The organism is Mycobacterium arosiense ATCC BAA-1401 = DSM 45069 (assembly GCF_002086125.1).
Lineage (GTDB): Bacteria > Actinomycetota > Actinomycetes > Mycobacteriales > Mycobacteriaceae > Mycobacterium > Mycobacterium arosiense.
In genome coordinates this window covers 59,118-85,867 of sequence record NZ_MVHG01000006.1, presented here as the reverse complement: position 1 = coordinate 85,867, position 26,750 = coordinate 59,118, and the positions used below count along the sequence as shown (strand labels likewise).

Below are 26,750 nucleotides of genomic sequence, written 5' to 3'. Positions count from 1 at the left end.
GGTCGAGGCCATGTTTGCGACCGGGCTGCTGCGCGCATTCGGCGATGCCGGCATTTTCGAGCCCGCCGATATCCATGTGGCGCAACGGCTTACCGCACTCACCGGCGAGTCCGACGAGCGGGTGGCGCTCGCGGTCGGCCTGGTGGTACGCGCGCTGCGGGGCGGGTCGGTGTGCGTCGATCTACGCGCGGTGCCCGACCAGGTGAGTGCGACCGACCTGCCCTGGCCGGAGCCCGGTGACTGGATGGCGGCGGTGCGGGCCAGCGCGCTGCTGCGAACGCCGCCGGTGCTGCGGCTGCTGGGGGATCTGTTGTACTTCGACAGGTACTGGCTCGAGGAGGAGCAGGTCTGCACCGACCTGTTGGCGCTTTCGGTGACGCCCGATGCCGTCGAATCATCCACCTGCGACCGGCTTTTCCCAAACGGCTACGAAGAACAGCGGGCCGCCGCCGAGATCGCTGTGTCCCAGGCGCTGACCGTATTGACGGGCGGGCCCGGCACCGGCAAGACCACCACCATCGCCCGCCTGCTCGCCCTGCTGGTCGAACGGGCCGAGCGTGCGGGCCGGCCGCGTCCCCGGATCGCGCTGGCCGCGCCGACCGGCAAGGCGGCGGCCCGGTTGGCCGAGGCGGTGGCCGCGGGAATCGAGGAGCTGCCCGCGGCGGACAGGGCGCGGCTGACGGGTCTTCCGGGAACGACGCTGCATCGGCTCCTGGGCCCCCGGCCGGATACGTCGGTGCGGTTCAAGCACAATCGCGGCAATAGGCTGCCGCACGATGTCATCGTGGTCGACGAAACGTCGATGGTGTCGTTGACCATGATGGCCCGGCTGGCCGAAGCCGTCCGGCCGGACACCCGGCTGATCCTGGTGGGCGACCCCGACCAGTTGGCGTCGGTGGAAGCGGGCGCTGTGCTGGCCGACCTGGTGGACGGGTTGGCCGGTCGCGACGATGTCCGGGTGGCCGCCCTGCGCACCCCCCACCGATATGGCACGTCGATCGGTGCCCTGGCCGAGGCGATCCGGGTCGGTGACGCGGACCGCGTCCTGCAGTTCTTGGCGGTCGGCGGCGAGCACATCGAGTGGGTGGACGCCGAGCGCCCGGCCGACCGGTTGCGTGAGGTGCTGGTTGCGCACGCGTTGCGGCTGCGCTCGGCCGCGCTGCTGGGCGCGGTGCACCAGTCCCTGGCCACGCTCGACGAACACCGGTTGTTGTGTGCGCACCGCGAGGGACCCTACGGCGCGACGCACTGGAATACCCAGGTGCAGAAGTGGATTGGCGAAGCGACCGGACAGCCGGCCTGGTCGCAGTGGTATGCCGGGCGTCCGCTGCTGGTGACGGCGAACGACTATGGGCTGCGCCTCTACAACGGCGACACGGGCGTGACGGTGGCCGGTGCGGACGGTCTGCGGGCCGTCATCGCCGGCGCGACCGGGCCGCTGGAATTCGCGACCAGCCGACTGGGCGAGGTGGAGACCATGCACGCCATGACCATCCACAAGAGCCAGGGCAGCCAGGCCGACGAAGTGACGGTGCTGATACCGCCGGACGATTCGCGTCTGCTGACGCGCGAACTGTTCTATACGGCGGTGACCCGCGCGAAGAACAAGGTGCGGGTGGTGGGCCCCGAGGCGTCGGTCCGCGCGGCGATCGAACGCCGGGCGGTGCGGGCCACCGGGTTGCGGCAGCGGCTGCGGGCCGGCGCGACGTGACGGCCGGCATGGACGAAAACGACACTCCCCCAGGGCCATCGCGGCGTGCCCACATCGCGCGGCTAGCCGTGTTCGCCGGGTTTTTGGCCCTCGTCTTTTATCTGGTGGCCGTGGCGCGGGTGATCAACATCGACGAGATCCGGGGCGTGGTGTCGGCCACCGGGCCGGCGGCGCCCCTGACCTATGCGGTGGTCTCGGCGGTGGTCGGCGCGTTGTTCGTTCCGGGCTCGATACTGGCCGCGGGAAGTGGGTTGCTGTTCGGCCCTTTACTGGGTGTCTTCGTGACGCTGGGCGCGACGGTGGGCACCGCGCTCGTCGCGAGTTTCGTCGGCCGCCGCGCCGGTCGCGCCAGCGCGCGGGCACTGCTGGGGATGCAGCGGGCCGATCGCATCGACGCCCTAATCGGACGCCGGGGACTCTGGGCGGTCGTCGGGCAGCGCTTCGTCCCCGGCATCTCGGATGCGCTGGCCGCCTACGCCTTCGGGGCGTTCGGAGTTCCGTTGTGGCAGATGGCCGTTGGTGCGTTCATCGGTTCGGCGCCGCGGGCGTTCGCCTATACCGCGCTGGGCGCCTCGATCGGGAATCGGTCATCGCCCTTGGCCTACGCGGCGGTCGTGGTGTGGTGCGTGAGCGCGATCGCCGGCGCGTTCGCCGCGCATCGCGGATATCGCCGATGGCGTGGGCACTCCCGCCGCGACGAGGACGGTACGCCCGAGCCGGAATCCGAAGCACGCTAGCGAAGCGGACGATCGTCTCGGCCGGGATTTGTCGGTGGTGGTTGCGATGATGTCGTTGTGTCGTTGATCGCTTCCGCTGAGGCTGTGGTGGCCCGTTCTGGTGGGCGTCGTGAGGTGTTGTTTGAGGAGTTGGCGGAGTTGACCGGTCAGCGCAATGCGATTGATGGGCGCATCGTGGCGATTGTGGCCGAGATCGATCGCGACGAGTTGTGGGGTGCTACCGGGGCGCGGTCGGTGCCGGCGTTGGTGGCCTGGAAGACCGGTGGTGCGCCGGCCAACGCGCACACGATCGCCACCATCGCGGGTCGGCTGCGAGAGTTCCCGCCTTGTGCCCAGGGGATGCGGGAGGGCCGGCTGTCGGCCGATCAGGTCGAGGTGATCGCCGCGCGCGGCGGTGCGGGATCCGATGAGCATTACGCGGGGCTGGCCGCGGTCGCCGCGGTGTCGCAGTTGCGTACCGCGGTCAAGCTGGAACCGCGACCCGAACCCCCGCACCTGCGCCGCAGCCGCAGCGTTCGCTCACCAAAACCTCCGACGAGGAGGGCCGTTGCTATCGGATCACCCTTGGCCGGCTGGATGCGGCGACGTTCGACGCGGCGTTGGCGGCGCAGCGGGAGGCGCTGATCGCCGAGTGGAAACGCGACCACGACAACCGCGAGCGCGCCGGCGATCGGGTAACGCCGGTGCCGGGCACGGTCGAGGCGTTCATGCGTCTGGTGGAGGCGGGGTGGGACGCCGCGGCCACCCGCCGCCCGCACCGGCAGCACACCACGGTGGTGGTGCACCTCGACGTGGCCCAGCGTGCCGCCGGGCTGCATCTGGGGCCGTTGCTCACCGCCGCCGAACGCCAATATCTGACCTGTGATGCCACCTGCGAGGTGTGGTTGGAACGGGCCGGGGAGGTCCTTGGTGCCGGGCGGGCGAGCCGGCTGATCAGCCGGCGGCTTCGCCGCGCCCTTGAGCACCGCGACCGCACCTGCGCGGTGCCCGGCTGTGGGGCCACCCGCGGTCTGGCACGCCCACCGACCCGGGCCCCGCCCGCCGTCCCACCGTGTCCCGGGCCCACCGGCGAACGCGCCGACTGGTGGTGGTATGAACCCTTCCAACCCCAAGCACCACCAACCAACAATTAGTGGCACAAGGGATTTAAAGCCGCTAACTCGCCGCGCGCTGCGCCGCCACGAACAGATTGCTGGGCACGTAGTCGCGGACTTCCTCCGGCGCCGCACGCCCATAGCCGGCCATCAATTCGTCGGTCGGTGTCACCGTCACCTCCCAGCCGTGGCGACCGAACCATTCGCCGACGTCCTCGCGTTCCTCGAAATACCAGAGCTCGTCGGTCCGGGGAATCTCACGATCCGGGTCCACGCCGGCCATCAGCCCGCGGATCCGGTCCATCCGCTCGCGGCGCTTGGCGCGGGCCTGCGGGTCGAGGAACTTCGGACCCAAGGCCTCCACGGCGACCCGGCTGCCGGGCGCCGTGAGCCCCTGGATGCGCTCGAACAGTAGGTCCTGCGCGGCCGCCGGCAGATACGGCATCAGTCCCTCGGCCGACCAGACGCTGGGCGCGGCGGCGTCAAAACCCGCCCGCCGCAACGCGGCCGGCCAATCCTGGCGCAGGTCAACCGGCACCGCGACGCGGTTGCAGGCGGGCTGCGCCCCGTGTTCGGCCAACGTGGCCGCCTTGAAGTCCAGCACCTTGGTCTGGTCGAGCTCGTAGACCGTCGTGCCCGCCGGCCACGGCAACCGCCAGGACCGCGCGTCCAGTCCGGCCGCCAGGATCACCGCCTGGCGGATGCCGGCTCCGGTGGCTTCGAGGAAGAACTTGTCGAAAAACGCTGTGCGGGAAGCCATGTAACCCACCATCGACTGCATCTGCAGCGGCAACGTCGGCTCGGCCTCGATGATCTCGTCCGGCAACGGCGCCGCGGAATGCCAGTTCCACACGCCGTCCCCGGCGGCATCCAGGAAAACCTGCGCGAATGGGTCCGTGATCAACGGGTTTTCGCTGCGGGTCTCCGCTGCGCGAGCCGAGGCCACCCCCAGCGCGGTGGCCCCAACGCTTTCGGTGATCTCCCAGCTGTCGTTGTCCGTCCTGGGCACAGTCAGTTTCCTCCCGTCCGCTGCGCAGACACGAACAGCGTCTGCGGTGTGGCGTCGTCGACGTCTTGTGGTGGCCTGCGGTCGTAACCGGCCATCAGCTCGGGGGCCGGGGTCACGGTCACGTCCCAGCCGTGCCGACCCAGCCAGTCGGCCACGTCTTCGCGTTCCTCGAAGTACCACAGGTCTTGCACGTCGGGAATGTCGCGCTCGGGATCGAGTTCGGCCATCAGGTCGCGGACCCGCTGCATGGTCTGGCGTTGCCTGGCGCGGGCGCCCTCGTCGAGGAAGTCGGGACCGGGCGCCTCGACCGCAATCCGGCTGCCCGGCGCGCCCAGCGCCTGTACCCGCTCGAACAACGACTCTTGCGCGGCCGCCGGCAGAAACGGCAGCAGCCCCTCGGCCGACCACACGCTGGGCGCGTCAGCGTCAAATCCGGCCTCCCGTAAGGCGGACGGCCAGTCGTGACGCAGGTCTACGGCAACGCTGACCAGCTCGCAGGTCGGCTCGGCGCCCTTGTCGCGCAGCGTCGACGCCTTGAACTCCAGCACCCGCGGCTGGTCCAACTCGTACACCGTGGTGCCGTCCGGCCAGGGCAACCGCCACGCCCGCGAGTCCAGCCCCGCCGCCAAAATCACCACCTGCCGCGCGCCCGCGCCGGTCGCATCGAGGAAGAACTGGTCGAAGAACGCCGTCCGCGCGGCCATGTAGTCGACCATCCCCTGCATCCGCGGCTTCAGGTCCGGTTCGATCTCGGCGATGCGGGCGGGCAGATTGGGGGCCGCGAACCAGTCCCACATGCCCGGCCCGGCGGCCCGCAGGAACACCCGCGCGAACGGATCGCTGATCAACGGGTTCTCACTGTCGGTCTCCGCGGCCCGGGCCGCCGCCACGCCCAGCGCCGTCGCGCCCACGCTTTCGGTGATCTCCCAGCTGTCATTGTCCGTCCTGCCCACGCCGCCGCCTTCCCGAATTCGCTAGCACACCTACCTACCCGACCCTACGCGCGCCGGATGAGTGCAAGCTGTCAACCAACCGGGTATTGGGTTAACTTGTCGGCGGGCCACTGCGCAGGCCGAAAGCAAGGCTCAGCGGTGCGAAGCGAAGCCGAAGGATCCTCAATACATGCGAGTTGACGGGCGCGACATCATCGTTTCCGGCAACCTGCTGCAGCCATTGACCCGTCGGACCAACGACATCCTGCGGCTGATCCTGGCCTTGCTCTTCGTGGCGCTGGTGATCACGGGGTCGGTGATCACCCGCCCGCAGTGGATCGCGCTGGAGAAGTCCGTCTCGCAGATCGTCGGCGTCTTATCGCCGACCCAATCCGACGTGGTGTACCTGATCTACGGATTGGCGATCGTGGCGTTGCCGTTCATGATCCTCATCGGCCTCATCGTCGCCGGGCAGTGGAAACTGCTGGGCGCCTACGCCACCGCGGGGCTGAGCGCGATCGTGTTGTTGTCGATCAGCGGCACCGGCCTCGCCGCGCCGCGGTGGCACTTCGACGCCCTCGACCGGCTGACCACGTTGCCGGCCCAATTGCTCGACGACCCGCGGTGGATCGGGATGCTGGCGGCGGTGCTGACGGTTTCGGGTCCCTGGCTGCCGGCGCGCTGGCGGCACTGGTGGTGGGCGCTGCTGCTGGCCTTCGTCCCCATCCATCTGGTGGTCAGCGCCATCGTCCCGGCGCGCTCGTTGGTGGGCTTGGCCGTCGGATGGGTCGTCGGCGCGCTGGTGGTGCTCGTCGTCGGCACACCCGCGCTCGAGGTGCCGTTGGACGCCGCGGTGCGCGCCCTGGCCAAGGCCGGCTTCGCGGTCTCGCGGCTCACCGTGGTCCGGCCGGCCGGCCGTGGCCCGCTGATCCTCTCGGCCGATGGCGAACATCTCGGCGACACGGCGGTGATCGAGCTGTACGGTCCGCATCAGCGCAGCGGCGGAGCGCTGCGCCAGCTCTGGGGGAAGCTGAAGCTGCGCGACGCCGAAACCGCGCCCCTGGTCACCTCCATGCGCCGCGCCGTGGAGCACCGCGCGCTGATGGCGATCGCGATCGGCGACGCGGGCCTGGCCAACACGGCGACGGTCGCCGTCGCGCCGCTGAGCCGGGGCTGGATGCTGTACTCGCACCGGCCCCCTTGTGGCACCCCCATCGACGAATGCGCGCAGACGACTCCCGTTGCCCGGCTGTGGGAATCGCTGCGGGTCCTCAACGACCGCCAGATCGCCCACGGTGACCTGCGCAGCCACCACATCACGGTCGACGACGACACCGTGATGTTCGGTGGATTCGGCAGCGCCGAATACGGGGCGACCGACGCCCAACTGCAATCCGACATCGCGCAACTACTGGTGACGACGTCCGCGCTGTACGACCCGAAGTCCGCGGTGCGCGCCGCGATCGAGGTGTTCGGCAAGGACACCATCCTCTCCGCATCGCGGCGGCTCACGAAAGTCGCTGTGCCGCGGTTGCTTCGGCGGTCCATACCGGACGCCGGAACCGTCATTTCCGGCGCGCGGGCCGAGGTCAAACGCCAAACCGGCGCCGATCAGATCAAGCCCCAGACCATCACCCGGTTCACCCGGAGCCAGATCGTGCAGCTGGTGCTCTTCGGTGCGCTGGTCTATGTCGCGTATCCGTTCATCAGCACGGCGCCGACATTCTTCTCCCAACTGCGGACGGCGAACTGGTGGTGGGCGCTGCTGGGGCTGCTGGTGTCGGCGCTGACGTATGTCGGCGCGGCCGCCGCGTTGTGGGCCTGCGCCGACGGCATGGTGAACTTCTGGACGCTGTCAATTGCCCAGGTGGCCAACACCTTTGCCGCGACAACCACACCGGCGGGCGTCGGTGGGCTGGCGCTGAGCACGCGGTTCCTGCAAAAGAGCGGCATGTCGGCGATGCGGGCGACCGCGGCGGTGGCCCTGCAGCAGTCGGTACAGGTGATCGCCCACCTCGCGCTGCTGGTGCTGTTCAGCGCGGCCGCCGGGGCCTCGATGAACCTGCGGCATTTCGTGCCGAGCGCGACGCTGCTGTATCTGATCGCCGGGATCGCGCTGGGCATCGTCGGTGCGTTCCTGTTCGTGCCCACGCTGCGCAAGTGGCTGGCGACCGAGGTGCGCCCCAAGCTGAACGAGGTGGTGACCGATCTGGTCAAGCTTGCCCGCGAACCGCGGCGGTTGGCGCTGATCCTGCTGGGCTGTGCGGGTACCACTCTCGGCGCGGCGCTGGCGCTGTGGGCTAGCATCGAAGCCTTCGGCGGCGGAACGACTTTCGTCGCCGTCACGGTGGTCACCATGGTCGGCGGCACGCTGGCCTCCGCGGCCCCCACGCCCGGCGGCGTCGGGGCCGTCGAAGCGGCGCTGATCGGCGGCCTGGCCGCGTTCGGTGTGCCGGCGGCCATCGGCGTGCCGTCGGTCCTGCTGTACCGGATGCTCACCTGCTGGCTGCCGGTCTTCGTCGGCTGGCCCGTGATGCGGTGGCTGACCACCAACGAGATGGTCTAGTTCTCGGAATCGGCCTGTGCGACCACGAGAACCGTTAAGGTGCGCCGGCTTTGGCCGACGGTTGTGGTCAAGGACGCCAGGTAGTAATCCTCGGGCACCGACGGCGCGACGGTGATGGAAACGGTGACGCGGGCCGACCCGTCGGCGTCGAAGTGACCTGATGCCGGCTGCACGCCGATGCCGGCGTCCGAGGAGGTACCCGTGACGGCGTAGCCGTCGGCGGTGTCGGTCATGCGTTGCGCATCAACGGTGACGGTGCCCGTGTGTCCGGGCGCGATCGTGACGACGGGTTGAGCAACGTTGACGGCCACCGCCGAGCCGCCCGCCCCGAACGACGGTGGCGCATCGGATTGTGCTGTTCCCCAACGCTTGTCGGGATAGGCCGCAAGCGAGTACGCCAGCGTGCCGCCGGTGCGGATGATCGACTCGGGCAGCGCCGTGTGGTCGGTGGCCTGACCGTCGACCCTCAAGCCACTGATGAATTTGAGGTGGTGCGGTCCGGAGGCGCCCGGGGCAAAGATCCGGATGGATTTGTTCGCCGGCAGCGTGATGGCGACGCGGTCGAACAGCGGCGCGCCCACCGTGAGGATCGGCGTTCCCGGCGTGGCCGGGTAGAGCCCCATCGCCGCCCACACGTACCAGCTGGCCAGCGCGCCCAGGTCATCGTTGCCCGGCTCACCGTCGGCGGTCGGGGCGAAGAGCCCGCGCACCCGGTCGACGGTGCGCTGGGTCTTCCACGGTTGACCGATGTAGTTGTACAGCCACGGCACACCGAAACTCAGTTCGTTGCCGGCCCACAGGTAGGGCTGGTTGGGGCCGACGTTGAGCTTGTCGGTGAAGCGGTCGAGCCGGTCGGCCACGGCCGCGCGGCCGCCGAGCGCGGTCACCAGTCCCGCCACGTTGTGCGGCACCGACCAGACGTACTGTTCGGCATTGCCCTCGTCATAGCCGACCTGGCCGAAGTTCTCCGGCGCCACTACAACCCCGGGCCCGGGGCGGAAGAAGCCGGTCCAGCTGCGCGGCAAGATGTATCGCGTGGTGGGGTTGAACAGGTTCTGCCAATACTGTGCCCGGTTCGCGAATTCGGCGGCGGTCGCGGCGTCGCCCAGCGAGTCGGCGAATCGGGAAATGGCGAAGTCGTCGATCGACCACTCGAGGGTGATCGACGCGTCGGCGATCCAGCCGTTGCGGCCGAACTCCAACGTGAACGGCGCATACCCGAGCCGCAGGTAGGTGCCGATGCCGCGGCGCTCGATGTAGCCCGCCAGGCCCACACCGCCTTTGGTCGCCCCGTCCACCATGTAGCGCAACGCCGTTTTGGTGTCGAAGTCTCTGGCCCCGAACGTGTTCAGGTTCGCGATGAGCGGGGTCACGCTGTCGCCGCTCATCTCCCCGGTCGCGGCGTTGGCGAACGCCCAGCGCGGTAGGGCGCCGCTCTGCTCGGCGTCGTTCACCAGAGATTGGGCCATGTCGCTGGCCCGCTCCGGAAACAGCAACGCCTGCAGCGCCGCCAGGCATCGGTAGGTGTCCCAGTCGGAGAAGTTGGCGTATTGCGTGTGCCCGGCGGTGACCGTGTGGATGGAGCCGTCGAACCCGACGTAGCGTCCGTCGGCGTCGTTGAACATGTTGGGGTGCAACAGCGATCGGTACAGGGAGGTGTAGAAGGTGGTCAGATCGTCGACGTTGCGGCCGGCCACCGACACGCGAGACAGCGCGGCGTTCCATTCGCGTGATGCGGCGCCGCGAACGTCGTCGAACCCCGCCGTGTTCTCGGCCACCAGGTTTGCCCGCGCCCCCTCGATCCCGACGTAGGAGATGGCGGTTCGCACCTCGAGCGTCGAGCCGGCCGGGAATTCGACATATCCGCCGCTGTACGGCGCGTTGGCGCTGCGAGCGCCGGCGTAGACGGCACTGCCATCCCAGGACCCGAAGGCGGTGAAGGGCTGGTCGAATTTCATCGCGAAATACACCGTGTAGGCGTTCGGTTTGTCGCAGAACCCCCCGCTGGTGGCCCATCCGGTGATCGTGGTGTTGTCCTCCCCGATCTGGATGGTCGCGCGCGAGTTGCCCGCCAGCGACGACCCCGAGCGCACCTGGAGCAGCGCGGGCCGGCCGTTGCGCGGGTAGCTGAACCGGCCGACGCCCGTGTGCGGGGTCGCGGTGAGTTCCGCTTTCACCCCGGTGCCGGGGAACCGCACGGTGTAATAGCCGGGCACACCCTGCTCGCTGTCGTCGTGGGCGATGCTCTCGGCGGTGTTCCAGGGTTGCGGACCGATCCCGCCGGTGACCGGCAGCATCGAGATGTCGCCGAACGCAGCGCATCCCACCGATGCGTGGGTCATGCTGAAGCCGGTGACGCGCGGGTTGTCGTAGTTGTAACCGGCGTAGTTGCCCACGGTGTCCGGCGAGTACTGCACCATCCCGAAGGGGACGGTGGCGCCCGGGAAATTGTTGATCTCCCCCACCGTCTCGCCACCCGTCCCGGTGCCGATGAGCGTGACAACGTGGTCGACCGGATTCGCCACGAACACCGGCGGGCCGTCGTATCCCTTGGGTGGGGCCGCGGCGATGAAGACCATGAAGACAGCCGACGCCGCCATGACCGCAATGAGGGCCCGCCGCGACCGCATACCTGTCTAATACTCCGAAAACGACTGGAAAATGCGGTATTCGCGTGGTGTTTCGGCCAGCGAATTGGATAACTATTGGCGCGCGAGGGGCTGCCGCCAAAAAGTCCATGGTACCGGCCCGGTTTTCGGGACATTGGACGACGTCGTCGTCTGCCACGTGAGCGCCCAGGTGATCGACGGCACCATAGCGCCGCACCGCTCAGGTGGCCTCGTCGGGCGCACGCAGGTGGGCGCTTCGCAGGCGCCGGTCGAACCGCGAGCGCGCGGTGATGACCTCTTTGCCCAGTGCCGAGAAGTCCTCGGCGATCCGTTGGGCGAGCAGCCCGAGCTTCGTGTTTCCCGATTGGGACAGCGTTTTGAGCATGTTGAACGCGGCGTCTTCGTCGATGCCGTAGATCAGCATCAGCATGCCCTTGGTCCGCTCGATCACGCCGCGGCGCCCGGCGATTTCGGCGACCTTCGCGCTGATGGATTCCTCGCGGCTGCGGGCGGGCGTCGGCGTGATTTCGATGTAGAAGCCATGCGTCCCGACGACGTTGCCGTCGTCATCGCAGAATCGGTCGCCCACCACCAAGACGTGGTGGATCATGCCGGCGGTGTCCACGATGCGATGCCGTGTGCTGAATGCCTGACGACGCCTGATCATGTCGTTGATGCCGTCGGCCACCTGGGGACGATCGGCCGGATGCTTGTGCGACAGCACCAGTTCCGTGGTGGGTGTCACGGTGCCGGGCCGGTACCCGTGCATGCGCTGAACCTGGTCGGACCATACCCAGCGGTGGCCTTCGAAGTAGAAGCGGAACCAGCCCGCGCATTGCGGGGTCGCGCCGGCCAGGCCCCGCTCGATCGCCGCGGCTTGGCTGTCTAATTGCCAATCCACGGCTGACGTTTCGCGTTGTGGGCGGCAGAATTCGGTAGCGATCGCAGCTGGATCGCTACCGCCCCGGCGGGAAGACCGGCACTGCACATGCAGGAGTGGGATACGCCCATGGCGGTTAGGTTACATTTTCCGACCGGGGGTCATGCCCGGAATGTGAAAAATTGCCGGACGAGTAAGTTTGCGCGTTAGATCCGCCGCCGCAGCCGTTCGACGAGGTCGACCAACTTCGCGTGATGCGATCCGGGCCAATAGATCCGGCCGCATTGCGCGCACCGACTGAAGTCGTCGTAGTGCTCGCGGGTCAGCGGCTCCAGCTGATCGATCACGTCCTTTTTGGCGACCGGAGCCAACATTCCGTTGCAGCGCACACACCGGCTCAGCGGCGCCAGCAGTCGCTGCAAATCGAGCCGGCGCATGACGGCGACCGCCTGCTCCTCCGGGTCGTCGGGGCGAACAAACAGCCCATGGGTGACGGCGCGGCGCTTCAACAAGCCGCGGTCGCGGGTCAGCAGGATGCGTCGCTGCGCGCCGCTGATCTCGGCCAGCGTCTGGTCATCGGCATCGTTGGACCACCACACGTCGAACCCGAACAGCCGCAGTAGCCAGGCGAGCCGGCCGAGGTTGACGTCGACGACAAAGCGCGGATCACGCAACGGCACGGGCCGAAGCCTGCCGATTGGGCCGATGTCGAGCGCCTCGAACACCGGATAGGCGGCGATGCGGTCACCGAAGGCCGGGCGGTGATCGAACCCCCGGGCCACATCGTTGACCAGGATGAGGTCGACCTCGGTGTGCGGAATTCCCATCGCCTCCAACACGTCTTTGACGCTTTGGTGGGGTTTGAACGGGCGGCGCACGGTCTGCCCGCGCAACGGCGCCGCGACGAAGTCATTGAGTTCGGCGTATGCCCGAACTTCGACGTAGCCGGTCGGCTCGCTCACGCGGGTCCCGCGCCCGCACCCGCGCGGGTTCGGGCGACCAAGGGCTGTTCGAAACCGGCCGCGACCGCGGCGCGTCGCACCGCCTCGCCGACCGCATCCGCGCGGCCGCGGGGCACCAGCGCGATCACGCAGCCGCCGAAGCCGCCGCCGGTCATGCGTGCCCCCAGCGCCCCCGCGCGCACCGCGGTGTCGGCGATCACGTCGATGCGTTCGGTGGTGATGCCGAAGTCGTCACGCATGGACGCGTGCGAGGCGGTGAAGATTTGCCCGGCCGCGTGGTAGTCGGAATTACGCAGCGCCGCAACGCAATCGATGACCCGCTGGCTTTCGGTCAGCACGTGGCGAGCGCGGCGGGCGTCGACGGGATCGCGCACGGCGGTCAAGTCGACGGGCCCGCGATCGGCGACCTCACGCAGCGACGAAGCCGACAGGTCGGCCGCCGCCCGCTCGCACGACGCGCGCCGCGCCGCGTAGTCGCCGCCGGCGTGGCTGTGGCGCTGCCGGGAGTCGATCAACAACAGCGCGAGGCCCGCGGTGGCCGGGTCGAAAACCACCGGTGTGACGGCGAGGTCGGCGAAGTCGATCAGCACCGCCGTCGCCTCCCGGCCGAAGAGCGCGGCGAGCTGGTCGAGCAAACCCGTTGGCGCGCCGACATATTCGTTTTCGGCGCGCTGGGCCAGCCGGGCCCGTTCCCTGGCGTCGATGCGAACATCCGCGGCCGACACAATCGCACCCAGCGCCGCGCATTCCAGCGCCGCCGACGATGACAGACCCGAGCCCATGCGCACGTCGCTGGTGATCAACATGGTGCCGCCGGGCACGGGGTGCCCGTCCTGGCGCAGCGCCCAGATCACCCCCGCCACGTAGGCCGCCCAGCCGGCCACCTCGCCCGGAACGGTGCCGATCCGAATGCGCACCGGGGCACCGGCGCGGTCGCTGGCGACGGTGATCGTGTCTTCGTCGGCGGGCGTGAACGTCGCGGTGGTGCGCTGTGGTAGCGCGATGGGCAGCGCGAAACCCAGGTTGTAGTCGGTGTGTTCGCCGATCAGGTTGATCCGGCCCGGGGCGGCGTAGCGAACGGTCATCGCAGTTCGCGCAGCCACCGGGCCACGCTTTCCGGCGTGACGTCACCGATGAAGGCATCCATCGCCGATTCGGAGGCCGCCAGGTACTTCAGCTTGGTGGCGCTGCGCCGGATGGACATCAATTCGACGTGGAAATAGCCCTCGGCCTGGGCCGCGGTGTCGGCGTACTGATGCAGCGCCGAAATATAGGGCAGCGGCGTGGAATACAGCCGGTCGAACCGCTTGAGCACGTCGAGGTACACGTCTACGAATGCGCCGGATTCGTCCTCGGTGAGTTCGGTCAGGTTGCGCACGAACCTATTCGGGTAAATGTGCACCTCCACCGGCCAGCGCGCCGCGAACGGCACGAACGCGGTGAACAGCTCGTTGCGCGCGATGACGCGGCTGCCGTCGTCGACCTCCCGGGCCAACAGATCGCCGAACAGGTTGCCGCCGTGCCGTTTTCGATGCAGACGGGCCTGCTCCAGCATGGCGGCGGTGCGCGGCGTCAGATAGGGGTAGCCGTAGATCTGACCGTGCGGGTGGGTCAACGTCACCCCGATTTCCTCGCCGCGGTTCTCGAAGCAGAACACCTGCTCGATACCCGGTGTGGCCATCAGGTCGGCGGTGCGATGCCGCCACGCCTCGACGACCAGCCGCGCGTGCGCCGGCTCGAGCTGGGCGACGGATCCGGTGTGGTCGGCGGCAAAGCAGATCACTTCGCAGCGGCCGTGCCCGGGCGCGGCCGCAAAGCCGTCGCCGGCGGGCACGGGCGGCGAGGCCGGCGACGACGGCGGCGCGCCGGACAGGCTGGGGAATCGGTTCTCGAAGACGACGACGTCGTAGTTCGGGGCGGGCACCTCACTGGTCAGCCCGGTCGGGCCCGGGCACAGCGGGCACTGGTCCGCGGGTGGCTTGTAGGTGCGGTCCTGGCGCAACGCCGCGATGATCACCCACTGCCCCGTGGACCGGTCGAACCGCAGCTGCGACTGCTCGGGGTCACGCGCCGGCAGCGGCCGGCGATCTTCGACCGGCGCCGGGCGATGCCCCGGCAGCGCGAAGAACAGCAGCTCACGACCGTCGGCCAGCTTCGCGCGCGTCGGCTCGGTCACGATGTCGAAGACTACTTTGGTCGCCGCGACACGGTTCGGGTAACCATGGTGGGTAAGCGCAAGAGAGGGGTCATCGGATAACTGTTCTTTACGAACGCGCCCGCAACTGGGTGATCGGCTCCGATCCTGGCTTGCTTCGGTTGCGCATGGCAACTAGGACGACGGCCGCGCTCGGCCTGTCGCTGCTGGCGCTCTTCATTCTGACCAGGGCGACGGGACAACCCCTGACCGTCGCCCTGCTGGGCGTCGTCATCACCATGGTCGCGTCGCGCTCCGTCAACGAGCCCGACCCGCGCCAGCAGCGGATCACCATGGCGCTGTTGCCGTTGCCGGCCGCGGTGTCCATCACCGCCGCCGCGGTGCTGGCGTCGCACACGGTGGCCAGCGACGTCGTCTTCGTGCTCGTCGTGTTCACCGCGGCATACATCCGGCGCTTCGGGGCGCGGGGCAGGGCGCTGGGCATGGTCGCGTTCATGTCCTACTTCTTCACGCTGTATCTGCGGGCCCGCCTCGCCGAGCTGCCCTGGTTGATCGGGGCGGTCGCGGTGGGCACCGTGTGCACGTTCGTGATGACCACCTATGTGATGCCGGACCGACCCGAGCAGGTGCTGCGTGCCACCATTCGGGCGTTGCGGGCCCGGATGGCGATCGTCATCGACACCACCGCCGAAGCGGTGCGGACGGGCCGCCTTGACGAACGGCGGCGCCGCCGCATGCGCGCCCGCACCATCCGGCTCAACGAGACGGCGTTGATGGTGCAGAGCCAGATCGAAGACAAGGCCGACCCGGGCACCCTGTGGCCCGGCGTCACGGCCGAACAACTGGCCCCCTGGCTGTTGGATGCCGAGCTGGCCATCGAATGGGTGGCCACCGCCGGCCGGCACGCGGCCGTCCTGGCCTGCGAGGACCCCGATGCGGTGCCGGCCCCCGCGCGCGCCGCGCTCGTCGCGGCGCTCACCCAACTGTCACGCGCGATCCGGCTTCCCGAGCCCGACAGGCTGCGCCGGGCGGCCGAGCAAGCGCAGCGGCTGCTCGATGCGCAGCCCGGCCCCGCTTCGGACCCGGCGGACGATGACGCGGGCACCGCGGCCGTGCGCCGCCTCGCGCTGGCGATAATCAACGCCGCCACAGCGACTTCCGACGTGCGGGCGATCGTCGACCGGGTGGCCGCCGGCCGCCCGCTCGATGATGCCGACAGCGAGCCGCCCCCGGCGCCCGAGGACGCCGACGCGACAACGCAGGAAGAGCGGACCAGCGGGCTGCGGCCGACCACCCGGCAGGCCATCCAGGTCTGTGTCGCCGCATCCCTGGCCATCGTCGTCGGTGAGCTGGTGTCGCCGGCGCGCTGGTACTGGGCGGTGATCGCGGCGTTCGTCATCTTCGCCGGCACCAACTCCTGGGGCGAAACCTTGACCAAGGGCTGGCAACGGCTGCTCGGCACGATGTTCGGCGTTCCCTGCGGCGTGCTGGTGGCCACGCTGCTGTCCGGGCACCAGGCCGCCGCGCTGGCCGGCATCTTCGTGTGCTTGTTCTGCGCCTTCTACTTCATGACGGTCACCTACAGCTTGATGACGTTCTGGATCACCACGATGCTGGCGCTCCTGTACGGCCTGCTCGGCCAATTCTCGTTCGGCGTGCTGATGTTGCGGATCGAGGAGACGGCGATCGGTGCCGTCATCGGGGCGACCGTGGCGGTCGTGGTGCTGCCGACCAACACCAGAACCGCGATCCGCGTCGACACCCGGGCCTTCTTGACGAGCCTGTCCGCCCTGATCGAGGTGTCGGCCGCGACGATGTTCGGCGAGGCGGGCAGCGCCGGCCCGTCGGAGCAGGCGCGTCAGGTCGGTCGGGATTTACAGCAGTTCCGGGTCACCGCCAAGCCGTTGCTGGCCGGGGTCGCCGGGTTTGCCGGCCGGCGCAGCATCCGCCGCGCGCTGCGGATCTTCACCGCCTGTGAGCGGTACGGCCGCAGCCTGGCGCGCAGCGCCGAGCAGTATCACGATTCGGTCGGGCCACCGTCGCTGACCGCGGAACTGGCGCAAGCCTTTTCGGCGGCGGCGGATCAGACGCGGCGCAACATCGAAGCGTTGCAGGAAGCCATCGCGGGGGGCCACGCACCGACGCTGGTCTCGGCGGCCGATGAGCTCGACGCCGCCGAGACGGTGGCCCGGCAACAGGACGGCAACGGCCCCGCCGCCATGGGTCCCGACACCCGGCGCTTCCTCACCGCCGTGCATGCCCTTCGCCAGATCGAGCGGGCCATGGTGACCGCGGCGACAATCCTCGGTGCGCGCGATGGTCGAACCGTGCCCGGCTCGCGTGCGAGAGCTACTGCGCAGCCATCCCCCAAGAGGTAAGGTGCTAGCGGTTGATCTCCCAGCCTTCCGGAAACGTCGCGGCGGCGATCTGAACTCCCCGCCGTCCAGGCCAAGACGTAAGCCGCCAGATTCAGGTTTTACCCACTGATGGATTCGGTCGCCTGTGGATTCGGCTTCTTTTACGCCCAGTCACGCCGATCGGGGCGTCGTGGTACGCGGTGCGCGGCGGAGTCCGAAGAGGGCGCGCTGTCGACCACAAGGATTTCCGTGAGCAGATTTACGAAGGGGATGTTCGCCAACGCCCAGTGGAGTCTCAACGGGATAACCACCGGTGAGCCCGGCGCCCCCATCCGCCACACCTGGATCGAGATCCACGCGCGAGCCCGACGTGTTGCCGGCGGACTGGCCTGCGCGGGCATCGGCCATGGGGACGCGGTCGCCATGTTGGCCGGCGCCCCGGCCGAAATCGCTTTGACAGCACAAGCGATCTGGATGCGCGGCGCGAGCCTGACCATGTTGCATCACCCCACCCCGCGCACGGACCTGCAGCGGTGGGCCGAGGAGACCACGAACGTCATCAAAATGATCGGCGCTCAGACTGTCGTCGTCTCCGACCCGTTCATGGCCGCGGTGCCGCTACTTTCCCACCGGGGCGTGCGGGTACTGACTGTCGGGCAACTGCTCAAGGGGAGCCCAATCGATCCCCTCGACCCACACGAAGACGACTTGGCGTTGATGCAACTGACCTCGGGATCCACCGGTTCGCCCAAGGCAGTCCGAATCAGCCACGCAAACCTCATCGCCAATGCCGAAGCGATGTTTGCCGCCGCGCAAGTCGATATCGACACCGACGTCATCGTGAGCTGGCTGCCATGTTTCCACGACATGGGCATGACCGGCTACCTGACCGTGCCGATGCACTACTGCGCAGAGCTGGTCAAGATCACCCCGGCCGACTTCCTGCGCGATACGTTGTTGTGGGCCAGGCTGATTGACAAGTACCGGGCCACCATGACGGCTGCGCCCAACTTCGCCTACAGCATGCTGGCCAGACGCCTACGCCAAGCGACGCCCCGCCAATTCGACCTGTCTTCGCTGCGGTGGGCGTTATCAGGGGCCGAGGCGGTCGAGCCGGCCGTCGTGGAAGACCTGTGTGACGCGGGCGCGCCGTTCGGGTTGAGACCGCAGGCCGTGGTGCCCGCCTACGGCATGGCCGAGACGACGGTCGCAGTGTCGTTCACCGAATGCGGAGAGGGCATGGTCGTCGACGAGGTGCACGCCGATATGCTCGCGACGCTGCACCGGGCCGTCCCGTCCAGCAAGGGGCACACCCGCAAACTGGTCTGTCTCGGCCGGCCGCTGCAGGGCATGGATGTGCGCGTCGTCGACGAAAACGACAACGTGCTGTCCACACGCGGCGTCGGCGTCATCCAGGTGCGCGGTCAGGCGGTGTCCGACGGTTACAACACTTCGTCGGGTTTCGTTGCGGCACAAGACGACCAAGGCTGGTTTGACACCGGCGACCTCGGCTACCTCACCGAGACCGCCAACATCGTGGTGTGTGGCCGGGTCAAGGACGTCATCATCATGGCCGGACGCAAGATCTACCCGACCGACATCGAACGCGCCGCCGTCCGGGTAGCAGGCGTTCGGCCCGGATGCGCCGCGGCGGTGCGTTTGAACGCCGGGCTACCCCGCGAGACCTTTGCCGTGGCGGTCGAGTCGAAAGTCTGGCATGAAGCCCCCGAAGTGCACCGCATCGAACGGCAGGTCGCGCGCGAGGTGTTCGCCGAGGTGAACGTGCGGCCGCGCAACGTCGTGGTCCTCGAGCCTGGCACGATTCCGAAGACCCCTTCGGGCAAGCTGCAGCGCGCGCTCGCACTGGCACTGGTGAATTAGCGGCTAAGCGCGCCTGACTACCTAGAATGGGCCTCATCATGGCCCAATACGACGCTCAGCCCGGCCGGACCGCGCCGCAGGAGCTGTCCGCTGCGCAGCTGGAGGCCGACGAAGTCGATCTGCATGCCGGGTTGGTCGGCGTGGCCGGGATCGTGGCGGACGCACGACAAGTGGACGAAATACTCAGGGAAGTAGCCGAATTCGCGGAGCAAGCCATTCCGGGCGCCGATGGTGCCGGAGTGACGCTGATGAGCTCTGGCGATGAAACGCCGCATGTCCAAACCTGGGCGGTGACGGCAGATTTCGTCGCCGAGATCGATCGCTTCCAATACCGGGACCTCGGCGAGGGACCGTGCATCACCTGCATGGACTCACGACGGCCGGCTGTCAGTGGATCGCTGGGCAGCGACAGCCGGTGGCCGCACTTCGGAGGCCGGGTGGCCCGGATGGGTGTGCATTCCGCGCTGGCGCTGCCGCTGGCCGTCGGCGACCGGGTGATCGGCGCGATCAATTCTTATGCGCGCCGCCGCGACGCGTTCACCGAGCACGCCGTGCAGTTGGGTTCTCAATTCGCCGGTCCCGCAGCCGTTTCGGTGTACCACGCACAGCTCTTGGCCAGCGCCCGGGAGCGTACCGATCGACTGCAGCGCGCGTTGACGAGCCGAGCGGTCATCGATCAGGCGATCGGCATCATCCGAAGCCGAAGCGGTCTGAGCGCGACGGCGGCCTTCGATCGGCTCAGCAACATCAGTCAGGAAGAAAACATCAAGCTGAAAGTCGTCGCCGAGCGGCTGGTGGACGAGGCTGTGCGACGCGCCCGGGCACGGCAACGCTCAGGGTCACTTTGACGGTGCGGCGAGCTCGGTCAGGGCCGCGAGCAGACTCGGGCGGCCGTGGCGCTCGGTGATCAGACGCCGGGCCACGTCGCTCAGGTGTTCGCGGTTGTTGCGGGCGTAAGTCCGCATCAAGGTGAACGCCTCGTCCACCGAGACGTTGAGGCGCTCCCGCAGGAAGCCCTTGGCCTGCTCGATCGTCACGCGGCTGGCCAGGACGGTACGCAGTTGCGGCAAAACCGTCGACGGCGTCGGGGGGCGCTCCTGCAAGATCGCGACACTGGCGATATGCGCCAGGGTTTGGGCGACGAGCAGGTCAGCGTCGGACAGTGCGCTCGGGCGATCGCCGAACAAGCCCAGCGCGCCCAAAACGAGGCCGGCGGCGCGCATGGGCGTGGCGTGCACCGAGAGGTACCCGGCGTCCTGGGCCGCGGAGGCGAAGTGGGGCCATCGGCCTGCCTCGGCGCCCACATCGGCGATGGAAACTGGTTGGCCGGTGAGGTAGCACTCGACGCACGGCCCCTGGTCGGCCTGCACCTGGAAGAGTTCCAGATCGCGAGCCTGCTTGGACGTCGCGGCAAGCAAGCGAAGGTGTCCTAGCGGGTCGCCGAGCAACAAGCCGGCGGCCGCGACGTCCAGCAGTTCGGTGCATTGCTTGGTGAGCTCGGTCAGCAAGTCGACGACGTCGAAATCGTCCAGCAGGCTGTCGACGAGCGAGACGACGGCGTCGAGGACGCGGGCTTCACGGGGGTTGTCGGTCAACTTGGCCTCCATTGGGTTCGAGTACCCGGATCAGTCGTTGTCCAGCTTCAGCCGGCGCGCCAAAATGTCGCGCGCGACATCGGTGGCGTTACGCCCGGTGGTGTAGGCGTGGGCCCGAAGCCGGACCAGGGCTTCGGCAGGTTCGATTTCGAGCTGCGCGACGAGCATGCCGGTCGCCTGGCTGACCTCGGTGCGTGACAGCGCGTTGAACTCGGCCCACGCGTTGCTGTTCGGGTCAGCGACGGCGGCCTGCAGGTCGGCGTCCAGCAGGTCGAGCAGGGGGACGGACGCGAGTTCGGCCGCGACGATGGCGCCGGACAGGTGCTCACTGTCGAGCCCCCCAGGCTGGTGCCGAAAAAGGTCTAACGCGCCGACGTATTCACCGGCGACGACGATCGGGATCGCATAGACGCCGCGGATGTGGTGCGCGAGCGCTGCCGGACCGAATGCGGGCCAGCGACGCTCGCCGGAATCGGCGAGATCGACAGCGAGAACCGGAATCCGCCTGCTGATGGCGTCGAGGCACGGGCCCTCGCCGAGGGTGAACTGAAGCTCGTCGTAGCTGCGAGCCGAGGCGCTGCTTGATCCGAGCGTCCCGGTGGGCGCGCCGTCGAAGATGAGCGAAATGGCCGCGGCGTCCACCTCGAGGAGGACCGCACAGGCCTCGCACAAGCGGTCCGCGGCCGCTACCCCGCGGTGGCCGTCGACGGCCCTGAGGAGCCGCTCCCGCATCGCCATGGTCAGCCGAATCGCGGGGAGTCGGGGTAGCCGAGCGACATCATGACAACAGCCTTCAGTGGATGGACGGGTTGGCGATGCCGCTCGTTCGGGGCTCAGTGCGTTCTGACATCGGCGAGGGTGTTGCCGACTCGATGCAAAGCGCTGCATTTGTGCACACAGCAGTTCGACGGCGGCCAGCCTGGTGCTGGCTGCTCAACACCACAGTTGCACCAACGGCCGTCTAGCAAGGGAAGCGGACTCAAACGAGATGTCCCGAGGACGCAACCTGCCCCATTCCCGTGCCTGGCACAAGGCTAGTCCCCCGCCCGGGGGTCGACGCAAGCCCGATCGTCCGGGCAGGTCGGCCGCCCCGACTGGCATGGGCCGCGCCTCGCGCCACAATCTCCGCCGCCACATCGACGGCACCATATTCGACTTCTGAGAAGTCTGGGTTATCGTTCGAAGATCGACTACGAGAAGCTGACCTCGGCGGGTGAATTGATGTGGTACGCAATGCAATTGGCGGCACGCCAGGCCGAGCAGCCCGGGCCGGACCTGCCCGGCGTCGCACTAGCTCGGCTGAAAGGGCTGCTCGCTTTCGCTTTCCCGGCGCTCGCCCGTGGCGATGAAGTTTTCGATCAGCTCGACCACCCGGTTGGGCGCCTCCACCTGCGCGAAGTGACCCACGTCGGGCAGCACCTCGAGCCTGGCGTCCGTGCGCGCCTCGTGCGCGGCGTAAGCGTGCGCGACGGGAATGATGCCGTCGCGCTCCCCCCAGATGGCCATGACCGGCAACTCCTCGCGCAGCCGCAACCGGTTGAGCGCGCTGACCGCCTGTCCGCGGTAATCGACGACCGATCGCAGCGTCTTCAAAAACGACTGCCGTGTCTCGCTATCCGACAGTGACGAGTAGGCGCTCCACAGTTCCGCGCCGCGCGGTGATTGAATGCCGGCGCTCTTCAACCAGGACCGCAGCTTGTTGCCGACGGACAGGACGGGTTGCGGCGCGATGATCGGCAAGACCAGCTCCGCCCCGGGCGCCGAAAGCAGCCGCAAAACCCATCCGACGTCCGGGCCCAGGCCGCCGCTGCTGATCAGGATCAACCGCTTGGCGTAGTCGGGATGCTGATAGACGAACTGCATGGCCACCCCGCCACCGAGCGAGTGACCGACGATGGTCGCCTGGCTGACGCCGAGCTCGTCCAGGAAATCGCGCAGCCAGACCGCGAATGCGCCCAGCGAATAATCCGTCCGGGGCTTCGCCGATTGGCCGTGGCCCAGCAGGTCCGGGGCGATGACCCGGAACCTCTTCGACAGCGGCGGTATGACCGACCGCCAGGTATCCGCGCTGCCTGCCATGCCGTGGATGAGCAGCAGCACTTCGCCGTCACCCTCGTCGCGGTACGCGATGCGGTCGCCGTGCAGGTCGAGAACCTTCACCTCAGTCATTGGCCCTGGGTACCCGCTTTCGCCCGGCTCAGCGATGATCTAGTGCATGACCGAACCGGTTGCGACCCGAGTGGCCGTCTACCTCGACTTCGACAACATCGTCATCTCCCGATATGACCAGATTCACGGGCGGAACTCGTTTCAGCGGGACAAGGCCAAGGGCCTCGAGCAGCACTCCGATCGGTTGGGGCGCGCGACGGTCGACGTCGGCGCGATCCTCGACTTCGCGTCGTCCTTCGGGACCCTGGTCCTCACGCGCGCCTACGCGGACTGGTCGGCGGATATCAACGCCGGGTATCGCGGACAGTTGGTCGGCCGCGCGGTCGACCTGGTGCAACTGTTCCCGGCGGCCGCGTACGGCAAGAACGGCGCCGACATCCGGTTGGCGGTCGACGCCGTCGAGGACATGTTCAGGTTGCCCGACCTGACCCATGTGGTGATCGTGGCCGGTGACTCCGACTACATTCCGCTGGCCCAGCGCTGCAAGAGGCTCGGCCGGTACGTGGTCGGCATCGGGGTGGCCGGCGCGTCGAGCCGGGCGCTCGCGGCTGCCTGCGACGAGTTCGTCATCTACGACGCGTTACCCGGCGTCCCGGTGCCGACCGACGCGGAAGCGGCCAAGCCGAAAAAGGGCACCGGACGCGCCACGCCGGCCAAGGCCGGGCAACCCGACGAGCCCGAGGAGCAGCCCGACCCGCAGGCCGCCGCCACCGCGTTGCTGACCCGCGCCCTGCGGATCGGCTTGGAGAAAGACGACGTCGAGTGGCTGCACAACTCGGCGGTGAAGGCCCAGATGAAGCGGATGGACCCGTCGTTCAGCGAAAGGTCCCTGGGATTTCGCTCATTCAGCGATTTCCTGCGTTCGCGGTCCGACGTCGTCGAGCTGGACGAGACCTCGACGACGCGGATGGTGCGGCTCCGCGCGCACGACTGAGCATCCGGCGCGCGGGTTGTGGCCATGCAGAAAGTCGTCCGCAGTGTGCTGCGGAACCAAGGAGACCGTCATGACCGTCGGTGCCGCTCCCCCAAGCGTTTTCGAGGCCGAGCTGCCGACGCTGTGCTACGACCCCGACGCATTGCCCGCGCAGGTGTACCCCCGGCTGCGCGAGCCTGTGCTTCAAGGCCTTCACCTGAGTGGGCCGAAGAGCCTGCCGATCGAGTTCGAACGGTAGCCATCCGGCCCAGCGCCTGCTGTGACAGCGCCCGTGATGTGCACAAGTCGCGGTCGCATCGGGGCGGCCTTACGCTGCTTGGTTACACGAACGTAATGGGGGTTTTCGATGCGGGCAGCCTGGGGGCGTGCGGTGCGGTGCCGCCGGTCGCGCTACCGGCGGGCGGCGATCGCGTCGGTTTCCTGCCTGATGTTGGCCTCCTGTTCGGAAACCGCGGCACCGCCCCCGCTGACCGCCACCAACTCCACATCCGTCTCCAAGACCAGCACCCGCGCGGCGGCCCCGCCCGCACCGGTCACCGGCCCGCTGGAAAAGGACTGGAAAAGTTACGGCGGGACCGCCTATTTCGGCTGCCCGGAGAAATTCTCGGCCGGCCAATCGGCCCTCGAGGACATTCGGCCGAAAATCTTCGACCCGAAGACCGGGCAATACCTTGCGCCCGCCATCCCCGCGGTGCCGGCCGGGGAGAAGCTCACCGGCGGCATGTGCGCGCTGACCGGCACGGCCGACGACATGAAGGTCGTCTACCTCGTCGCTACCACCGGGCCGACGCAGCCCCCCGCACCCGAAGCCAGCAAAACCACCGCCTACGTCTACGACTCCAAATCCGGCCAGCAGGTCGCCACCAAGGAGCTGCAACCACCCTCCCCCGACCTGCGCCCGACCGCACCGAAGGACTGGGAACTGGGATCGACCGCCTCCGGCGTGGCGTGGCGCAACGCCTTCACCGACGGCCACGGCGCCCCGTCGCCGCCCCGCACCGTCCTGCTGTCCGGCGGCGACCTGTCGACGATGTGGAGCGATCCGCAGCCCGGCCGGGTCTGGCAGGATGTGCTCGCGTTTGCGCGCAACACCGAACCCGGCAAGACATCCGGCGCCGAGCTGCGCCGGCCCGGCGGGGAAGTGATCTTTCAGGACAACGACGTGCAGTCCGTCGACGCCGAGTTGACCGACGGCCCAAACAAACTGGTGAAATTTACGCACTGGGATTCACACGATCCCCCGGTGCTGTCGACGATGTTCTACGACCTCAACGCCAAGTCCATCATCAAGATCGGCGATTCCGACCGCGTTTCCGGCGGCGGGCTGACCGCGGCGCTGTCCGACGGGAAACTGTTCGTCGACGGACACGGTTCGGACACTTCTCAATTCGGCTTCGGCGTCTGGAACCTGCGCAGCCAGCAGTGGGACTTCCAGAAGAACCGGGACGACGCCAAGAAGTTGTCGATCGCCAAGCTGGCGTTTTTCGAAGACCACCTCTACATCACCGGCACCGGCGGGACACACTCGGTAATCGCCTTGCCCGCAACCGAACCCGTCGCACCCGACTGGACGCTGCGCCCCTTCGAGCGGATCTCCGGATGGACGCTGGTGTGCCGCGGCGAGACGGCGCCGGGCGCCAATGGCGAGTGCAAGGAAATCGTCATGGTGCAAGACCAGGACGGCCACTACCCCGGTCCCTGGTTCTGACGTCCGTTCGCGCTCAGAGCAAGCCGAGGGCCTGCGGCACCATGTAGAGGCCGAAGCCGATGGTCACGAAACACAGTGCGCGGGTGACATATTTGTGCAGCCCCCGCATGCGCCACTGCTCGGGCAGCGCCCTGGCTTCCAGCGCCAGCAGCAGGCCCAGCACGATCGGCAGCAACAACGCGTTCATGACCTCGACGTCGACCGCCAGGTTGACCAGGTCGACACTGGCGAGCACCAGCACCGCGCCCACGATGTGGGCGAGCGCGTAGGTGAGGTAGAACTTGGCGGTGGCGCGGTTGGGCCGTTCGTTGAGCGTGTGCTTCCAGCCGAACACCTCCGCCAGCCCCCACGCACCGGCCAGCGAGGCCACGATGGCGGCGACCAGCGCGGCACCCAGCATGCCCAGGCCGAACAGCACCGTCCCACCGACGTGGCCGAGGTAGGACGTGAGCGATTGGGCGATCTGGCCGACGGTTTCCAGCTCCGCGCCGCCGCCGTGTTTCCCGAGGGTCGACGCCATGGTGATCACCACCGCGATCATGATCAGCTGGGTCAGCACCGCGCCGAATGCGGTGTCGTACCGGGCCTGCCGAATCGTGCTCTCCGACAGCCGCTTATCGACCACGGCGCCCTGCTGGTAAAAAATCATCCACGGCATGATGACCGCGCCGACGTTTGCCGCGACCAACAGCAGATACGACGAGTTGCCCAGCGGCATCGACGACAGACCGCGCACCAGCGCCCCCGGGTCGGGCCGGGCCATCACCATGGCCACCAGGAACGCCAGTTCGGCCGCGCCGACGACGAGGCCGATGCGTTCGACGCGGCGGTAGCTGCCGGTCAGCGCCAGCCCTAGCAGCGCGACCGTCGCGACCGGAATGCTCACCCATCGCGAAACGCCGAACAGCTCGCCCACCCCGGCGACGCCGGCGAATTCGGTCAGCAACGCCCCGATCGCCGAGGCGAACAACGTGAACGCCGACAGCCACGCCCAGCCGCGGCCGAACCGCTCCCGGATCAGCGAACCGTGGCCCCGCCCGGTGACGATGCCCGGCCGCACCGTCATCTCCTGCACGACGTAGAGGACCGGCATCAGGATCAGCTGCGGCAGCACCATCCGATAACCCCACTGCGCGCCGGACTGCGACGCGGTGATCAACGAGCCCGCATCGGTGTCGGCCAGCATCACCACCAGCCCGGGGCCCCACACCGCTAGCAGGCCCCACCGCAGCCACCGGCCACGGGTCCGCAGTGGGACCGGCGGCCGATCGTCGAATCCGTCCGCCACCGGCTTCGTGGTTGTCTCCGTCACCCTTGGCCCGCTCCCTCGTCGCCCTTGTTGCAACCCGATCCGCCCCGAGGATAACTAAGGGTCACCTAACCGCGAGCGTTTTTCCCGAGAGCGCGGTTGGCCAAAAATGCACAACCATTCTCGAAAATGGGATAGGGCT

The 26,750-nt window shown here is 68.4% G+C and carries 20 protein-coding genes and 1 pseudogene; 10 read left to right on the top strand and 11 right to left on the bottom strand.

Annotated elements, in window-relative coordinates:
* The first annotated feature begins 10 nt into the window (after nucleotides 1-10).
* The 3 genes and pseudogenes from recD (at nucleotide 11) to BST14_RS04660 (ending at nucleotide 3,581) form a co-directional block, all read left to right on the top strand.
* Nucleotides 11-1,711 carry an exodeoxyribonuclease V subunit alpha gene (recD, locus tag BST14_RS04670; RefSeq protein WP_083063464.1) on the top strand — a complete coding sequence of 567 codons (1,701 nt, stop codon included), beginning with the start codon at nucleotides 11-13 and terminating at the stop codon, nucleotides 1,709-1,711.
* An 8-nt stretch (nucleotides 1,712-1,719) separates the two neighbouring features.
* Nucleotides 1,720-2,448, top strand: a complete 729-nt coding sequence (locus tag BST14_RS04665) for a TVP38/TMEM64 family protein (RefSeq protein WP_083063463.1) — start codon at nucleotides 1,720-1,722, stop codon at nucleotides 2,446-2,448.
* 57 nt (nucleotides 2,449-2,505) lie between these two features.
* Nucleotides 2,506-3,581, top strand: a pseudogene (locus BST14_RS04660) (DUF222 domain-containing protein).
* Between the two features lie 22 nt (nucleotides 3,582-3,603).
* Here the strand turns inward: BST14_RS04660 and BST14_RS04655 are convergent.
* The gene (locus BST14_RS04655) at nucleotides 3,604-4,551 is read right to left on the bottom strand and encodes a class I SAM-dependent methyltransferase (RefSeq protein WP_083063411.1); all 948 of its coding nucleotides are present in this window, start codon (nucleotides 4,549-4,551) and stop codon (nucleotides 3,604-3,606) included.
* A 2-nt stretch (nucleotides 4,552-4,553) separates the two neighbouring features.
* Nucleotides 4,554-5,504 carry a class I SAM-dependent methyltransferase gene (locus BST14_RS04650; RefSeq protein ID WP_083063410.1) on the bottom strand — a complete coding sequence of 317 codons (951 nt, stop codon included), beginning with the start codon at nucleotides 5,502-5,504 and terminating at the stop codon, nucleotides 4,554-4,556.
* Between the two features lie 169 nt (nucleotides 5,505-5,673).
* Here BST14_RS04650 and BST14_RS04645 point away from each other — a divergent pair, with 169 nt between their 5' ends.
* Nucleotides 5,674-8,049: a lysylphosphatidylglycerol synthase transmembrane domain-containing protein gene (locus tag BST14_RS04645; protein ID WP_083063409.1), complete on the top strand. Its 2,376-nt coding sequence runs from the start codon at nucleotides 5,674-5,676 to the stop codon at nucleotides 8,047-8,049.
* Here the strand turns inward: BST14_RS04645 and BST14_RS04640 are convergent.
* The 5 genes from BST14_RS04640 to galT form a co-directional block, all read right to left on the bottom strand.
* On the bottom strand, nucleotides 8,046-10,679 hold the full coding sequence (locus BST14_RS04640) for a GH92 family glycosyl hydrolase (protein ID WP_083063408.1): 2,634 nt from the start codon (nucleotides 10,677-10,679) through the stop codon (nucleotides 8,046-8,048). The two genes, BST14_RS04645 and BST14_RS04640, sit on opposite strands and share 4 nt — an antisense overlap.
* Nucleotides 10,680-10,878: 199 nt before the next feature.
* Nucleotides 10,879-11,559, bottom strand: coding sequence for a PAS and ANTAR domain-containing protein (locus BST14_RS04635; RefSeq protein ID WP_083063407.1), 681 nt, complete (start codon nucleotides 11,557-11,559; stop codon nucleotides 10,879-10,881).
* A 185-nt stretch (nucleotides 11,560-11,744) separates the two neighbouring features.
* Nucleotides 11,745-12,500: a Mut7-C RNAse domain-containing protein gene (locus tag BST14_RS04630; protein ID WP_083063406.1), complete on the bottom strand. Its 756-nt coding sequence runs from the start codon at nucleotides 12,498-12,500 to the stop codon at nucleotides 11,745-11,747.
* Complete coding sequence (locus tag BST14_RS04625; protein ID WP_083063462.1) at nucleotides 12,497-13,585, bottom strand: galactokinase; 1,089 nt, start codon at nucleotides 13,583-13,585, stop codon at nucleotides 12,497-12,499. Before BST14_RS04625 ends, BST14_RS04630 begins: the two co-directional genes overlap by 4 nt.
* The gene (galT, locus tag BST14_RS04620) at nucleotides 13,582-14,676 is read right to left on the bottom strand and encodes a galactose-1-phosphate uridylyltransferase (protein ID WP_083063405.1); all 1,095 of its coding nucleotides are present in this window, start codon (nucleotides 14,674-14,676) and stop codon (nucleotides 13,582-13,584) included. The genes BST14_RS04625 and galT overlap by 4 nt, the downstream gene beginning before the upstream one ends.
* A 110-nt stretch (nucleotides 14,677-14,786) precedes the next feature.
* Between galT and BST14_RS04615 the strand changes: the two genes are divergently transcribed.
* The 3 genes from BST14_RS04615 to BST14_RS04605 all read left to right on the top strand — a co-directional run bounded on the left by BST14_RS04615 (nucleotide 14,787) and on the right by BST14_RS04605 (nucleotide 19,741).
* Nucleotides 14,787-17,033, top strand: a complete 2,247-nt coding sequence (locus tag BST14_RS04615; protein WP_083063404.1) for an FUSC family protein — start codon at nucleotides 14,787-14,789, stop codon at nucleotides 17,031-17,033.
* Between the two features lie 228 nt (nucleotides 17,034-17,261).
* The gene (locus tag BST14_RS04610; protein WP_083063403.1) at nucleotides 17,262-18,893 is read left to right on the top strand and encodes a fatty acyl-AMP ligase; all 1,632 of its coding nucleotides are present in this window, start codon (nucleotides 17,262-17,264) and stop codon (nucleotides 18,891-18,893) included.
* A 38-nt stretch (nucleotides 18,894-18,931) separates the two neighbouring features.
* Nucleotides 18,932-19,741, top strand: a complete 810-nt coding sequence (locus BST14_RS04605; protein WP_083063461.1) for a GAF and ANTAR domain-containing protein — start codon at nucleotides 18,932-18,934, stop codon at nucleotides 19,739-19,741.
* On the opposite strand, the gene BST14_RS04600 is transcribed toward BST14_RS04605, so the two are convergent.
* The 3 genes from BST14_RS04600 to BST14_RS04590 form a co-directional block, all read right to left on the bottom strand.
* Entirely contained in the window at nucleotides 19,733-20,488 is a 756-nt protein-coding gene (locus BST14_RS04600; RefSeq protein WP_083063460.1) for a GAF and ANTAR domain-containing protein, read from the bottom strand. The genes BST14_RS04605 and BST14_RS04600 overlap by 9 nt on opposite strands.
* A 30-nt stretch (nucleotides 20,489-20,518) precedes the next feature.
* Nucleotides 20,519-21,226 (bottom strand): GAF and ANTAR domain-containing protein, encoded by a 708-nt coding sequence (locus BST14_RS04595; RefSeq protein WP_083063402.1) that lies wholly within the window; start codon nucleotides 21,224-21,226, stop codon nucleotides 20,519-20,521.
* A gap of 552 nt (nucleotides 21,227-21,778) precedes the next feature.
* Nucleotides 21,779-22,657, bottom strand: coding sequence for an alpha/beta fold hydrolase (locus BST14_RS04590; protein WP_083063401.1), 879 nt, complete (start codon nucleotides 22,655-22,657; stop codon nucleotides 21,779-21,781).
* Nucleotides 22,658-22,703: 46 nt separating this feature from the next.
* Here BST14_RS04590 and BST14_RS04585 point away from each other — a divergent pair, with 46 nt between their 5' ends.
* From BST14_RS04585 to BST14_RS04575, 3 genes are all read left to right on the top strand, one after another.
* The gene (locus BST14_RS04585) at nucleotides 22,704-23,591 is read left to right on the top strand and encodes an NYN domain-containing protein (protein ID WP_083063400.1); all 888 of its coding nucleotides are present in this window, start codon (nucleotides 22,704-22,706) and stop codon (nucleotides 23,589-23,591) included.
* 70 nt (nucleotides 23,592-23,661) lie between these two features.
* On the top strand, nucleotides 23,662-23,829 hold the full coding sequence (locus BST14_RS30025) for a hypothetical protein (RefSeq protein ID WP_158085853.1): 168 nt from the start codon (nucleotides 23,662-23,664) through the stop codon (nucleotides 23,827-23,829).
* A gap of 108 nt (nucleotides 23,830-23,937) precedes the next feature.
* Nucleotides 23,938-25,299 (top strand): hypothetical protein, encoded by a 1,362-nt coding sequence (locus BST14_RS04575; protein ID WP_083063398.1) that lies wholly within the window; start codon nucleotides 23,938-23,940, stop codon nucleotides 25,297-25,299.
* Between the two features lie 13 nt (nucleotides 25,300-25,312).
* Here the strand turns inward: BST14_RS04575 and BST14_RS04570 are convergent, their stop codons facing one another.
* A complete protein-coding gene (locus BST14_RS04570; protein WP_083063397.1) occupies nucleotides 25,313-26,611 on the bottom strand; it encodes an NRAMP family divalent metal transporter in 1,299 nt (432 codons plus the stop codon).
* Nucleotides 26,612-26,750: the final 139 nt, after the last annotated feature.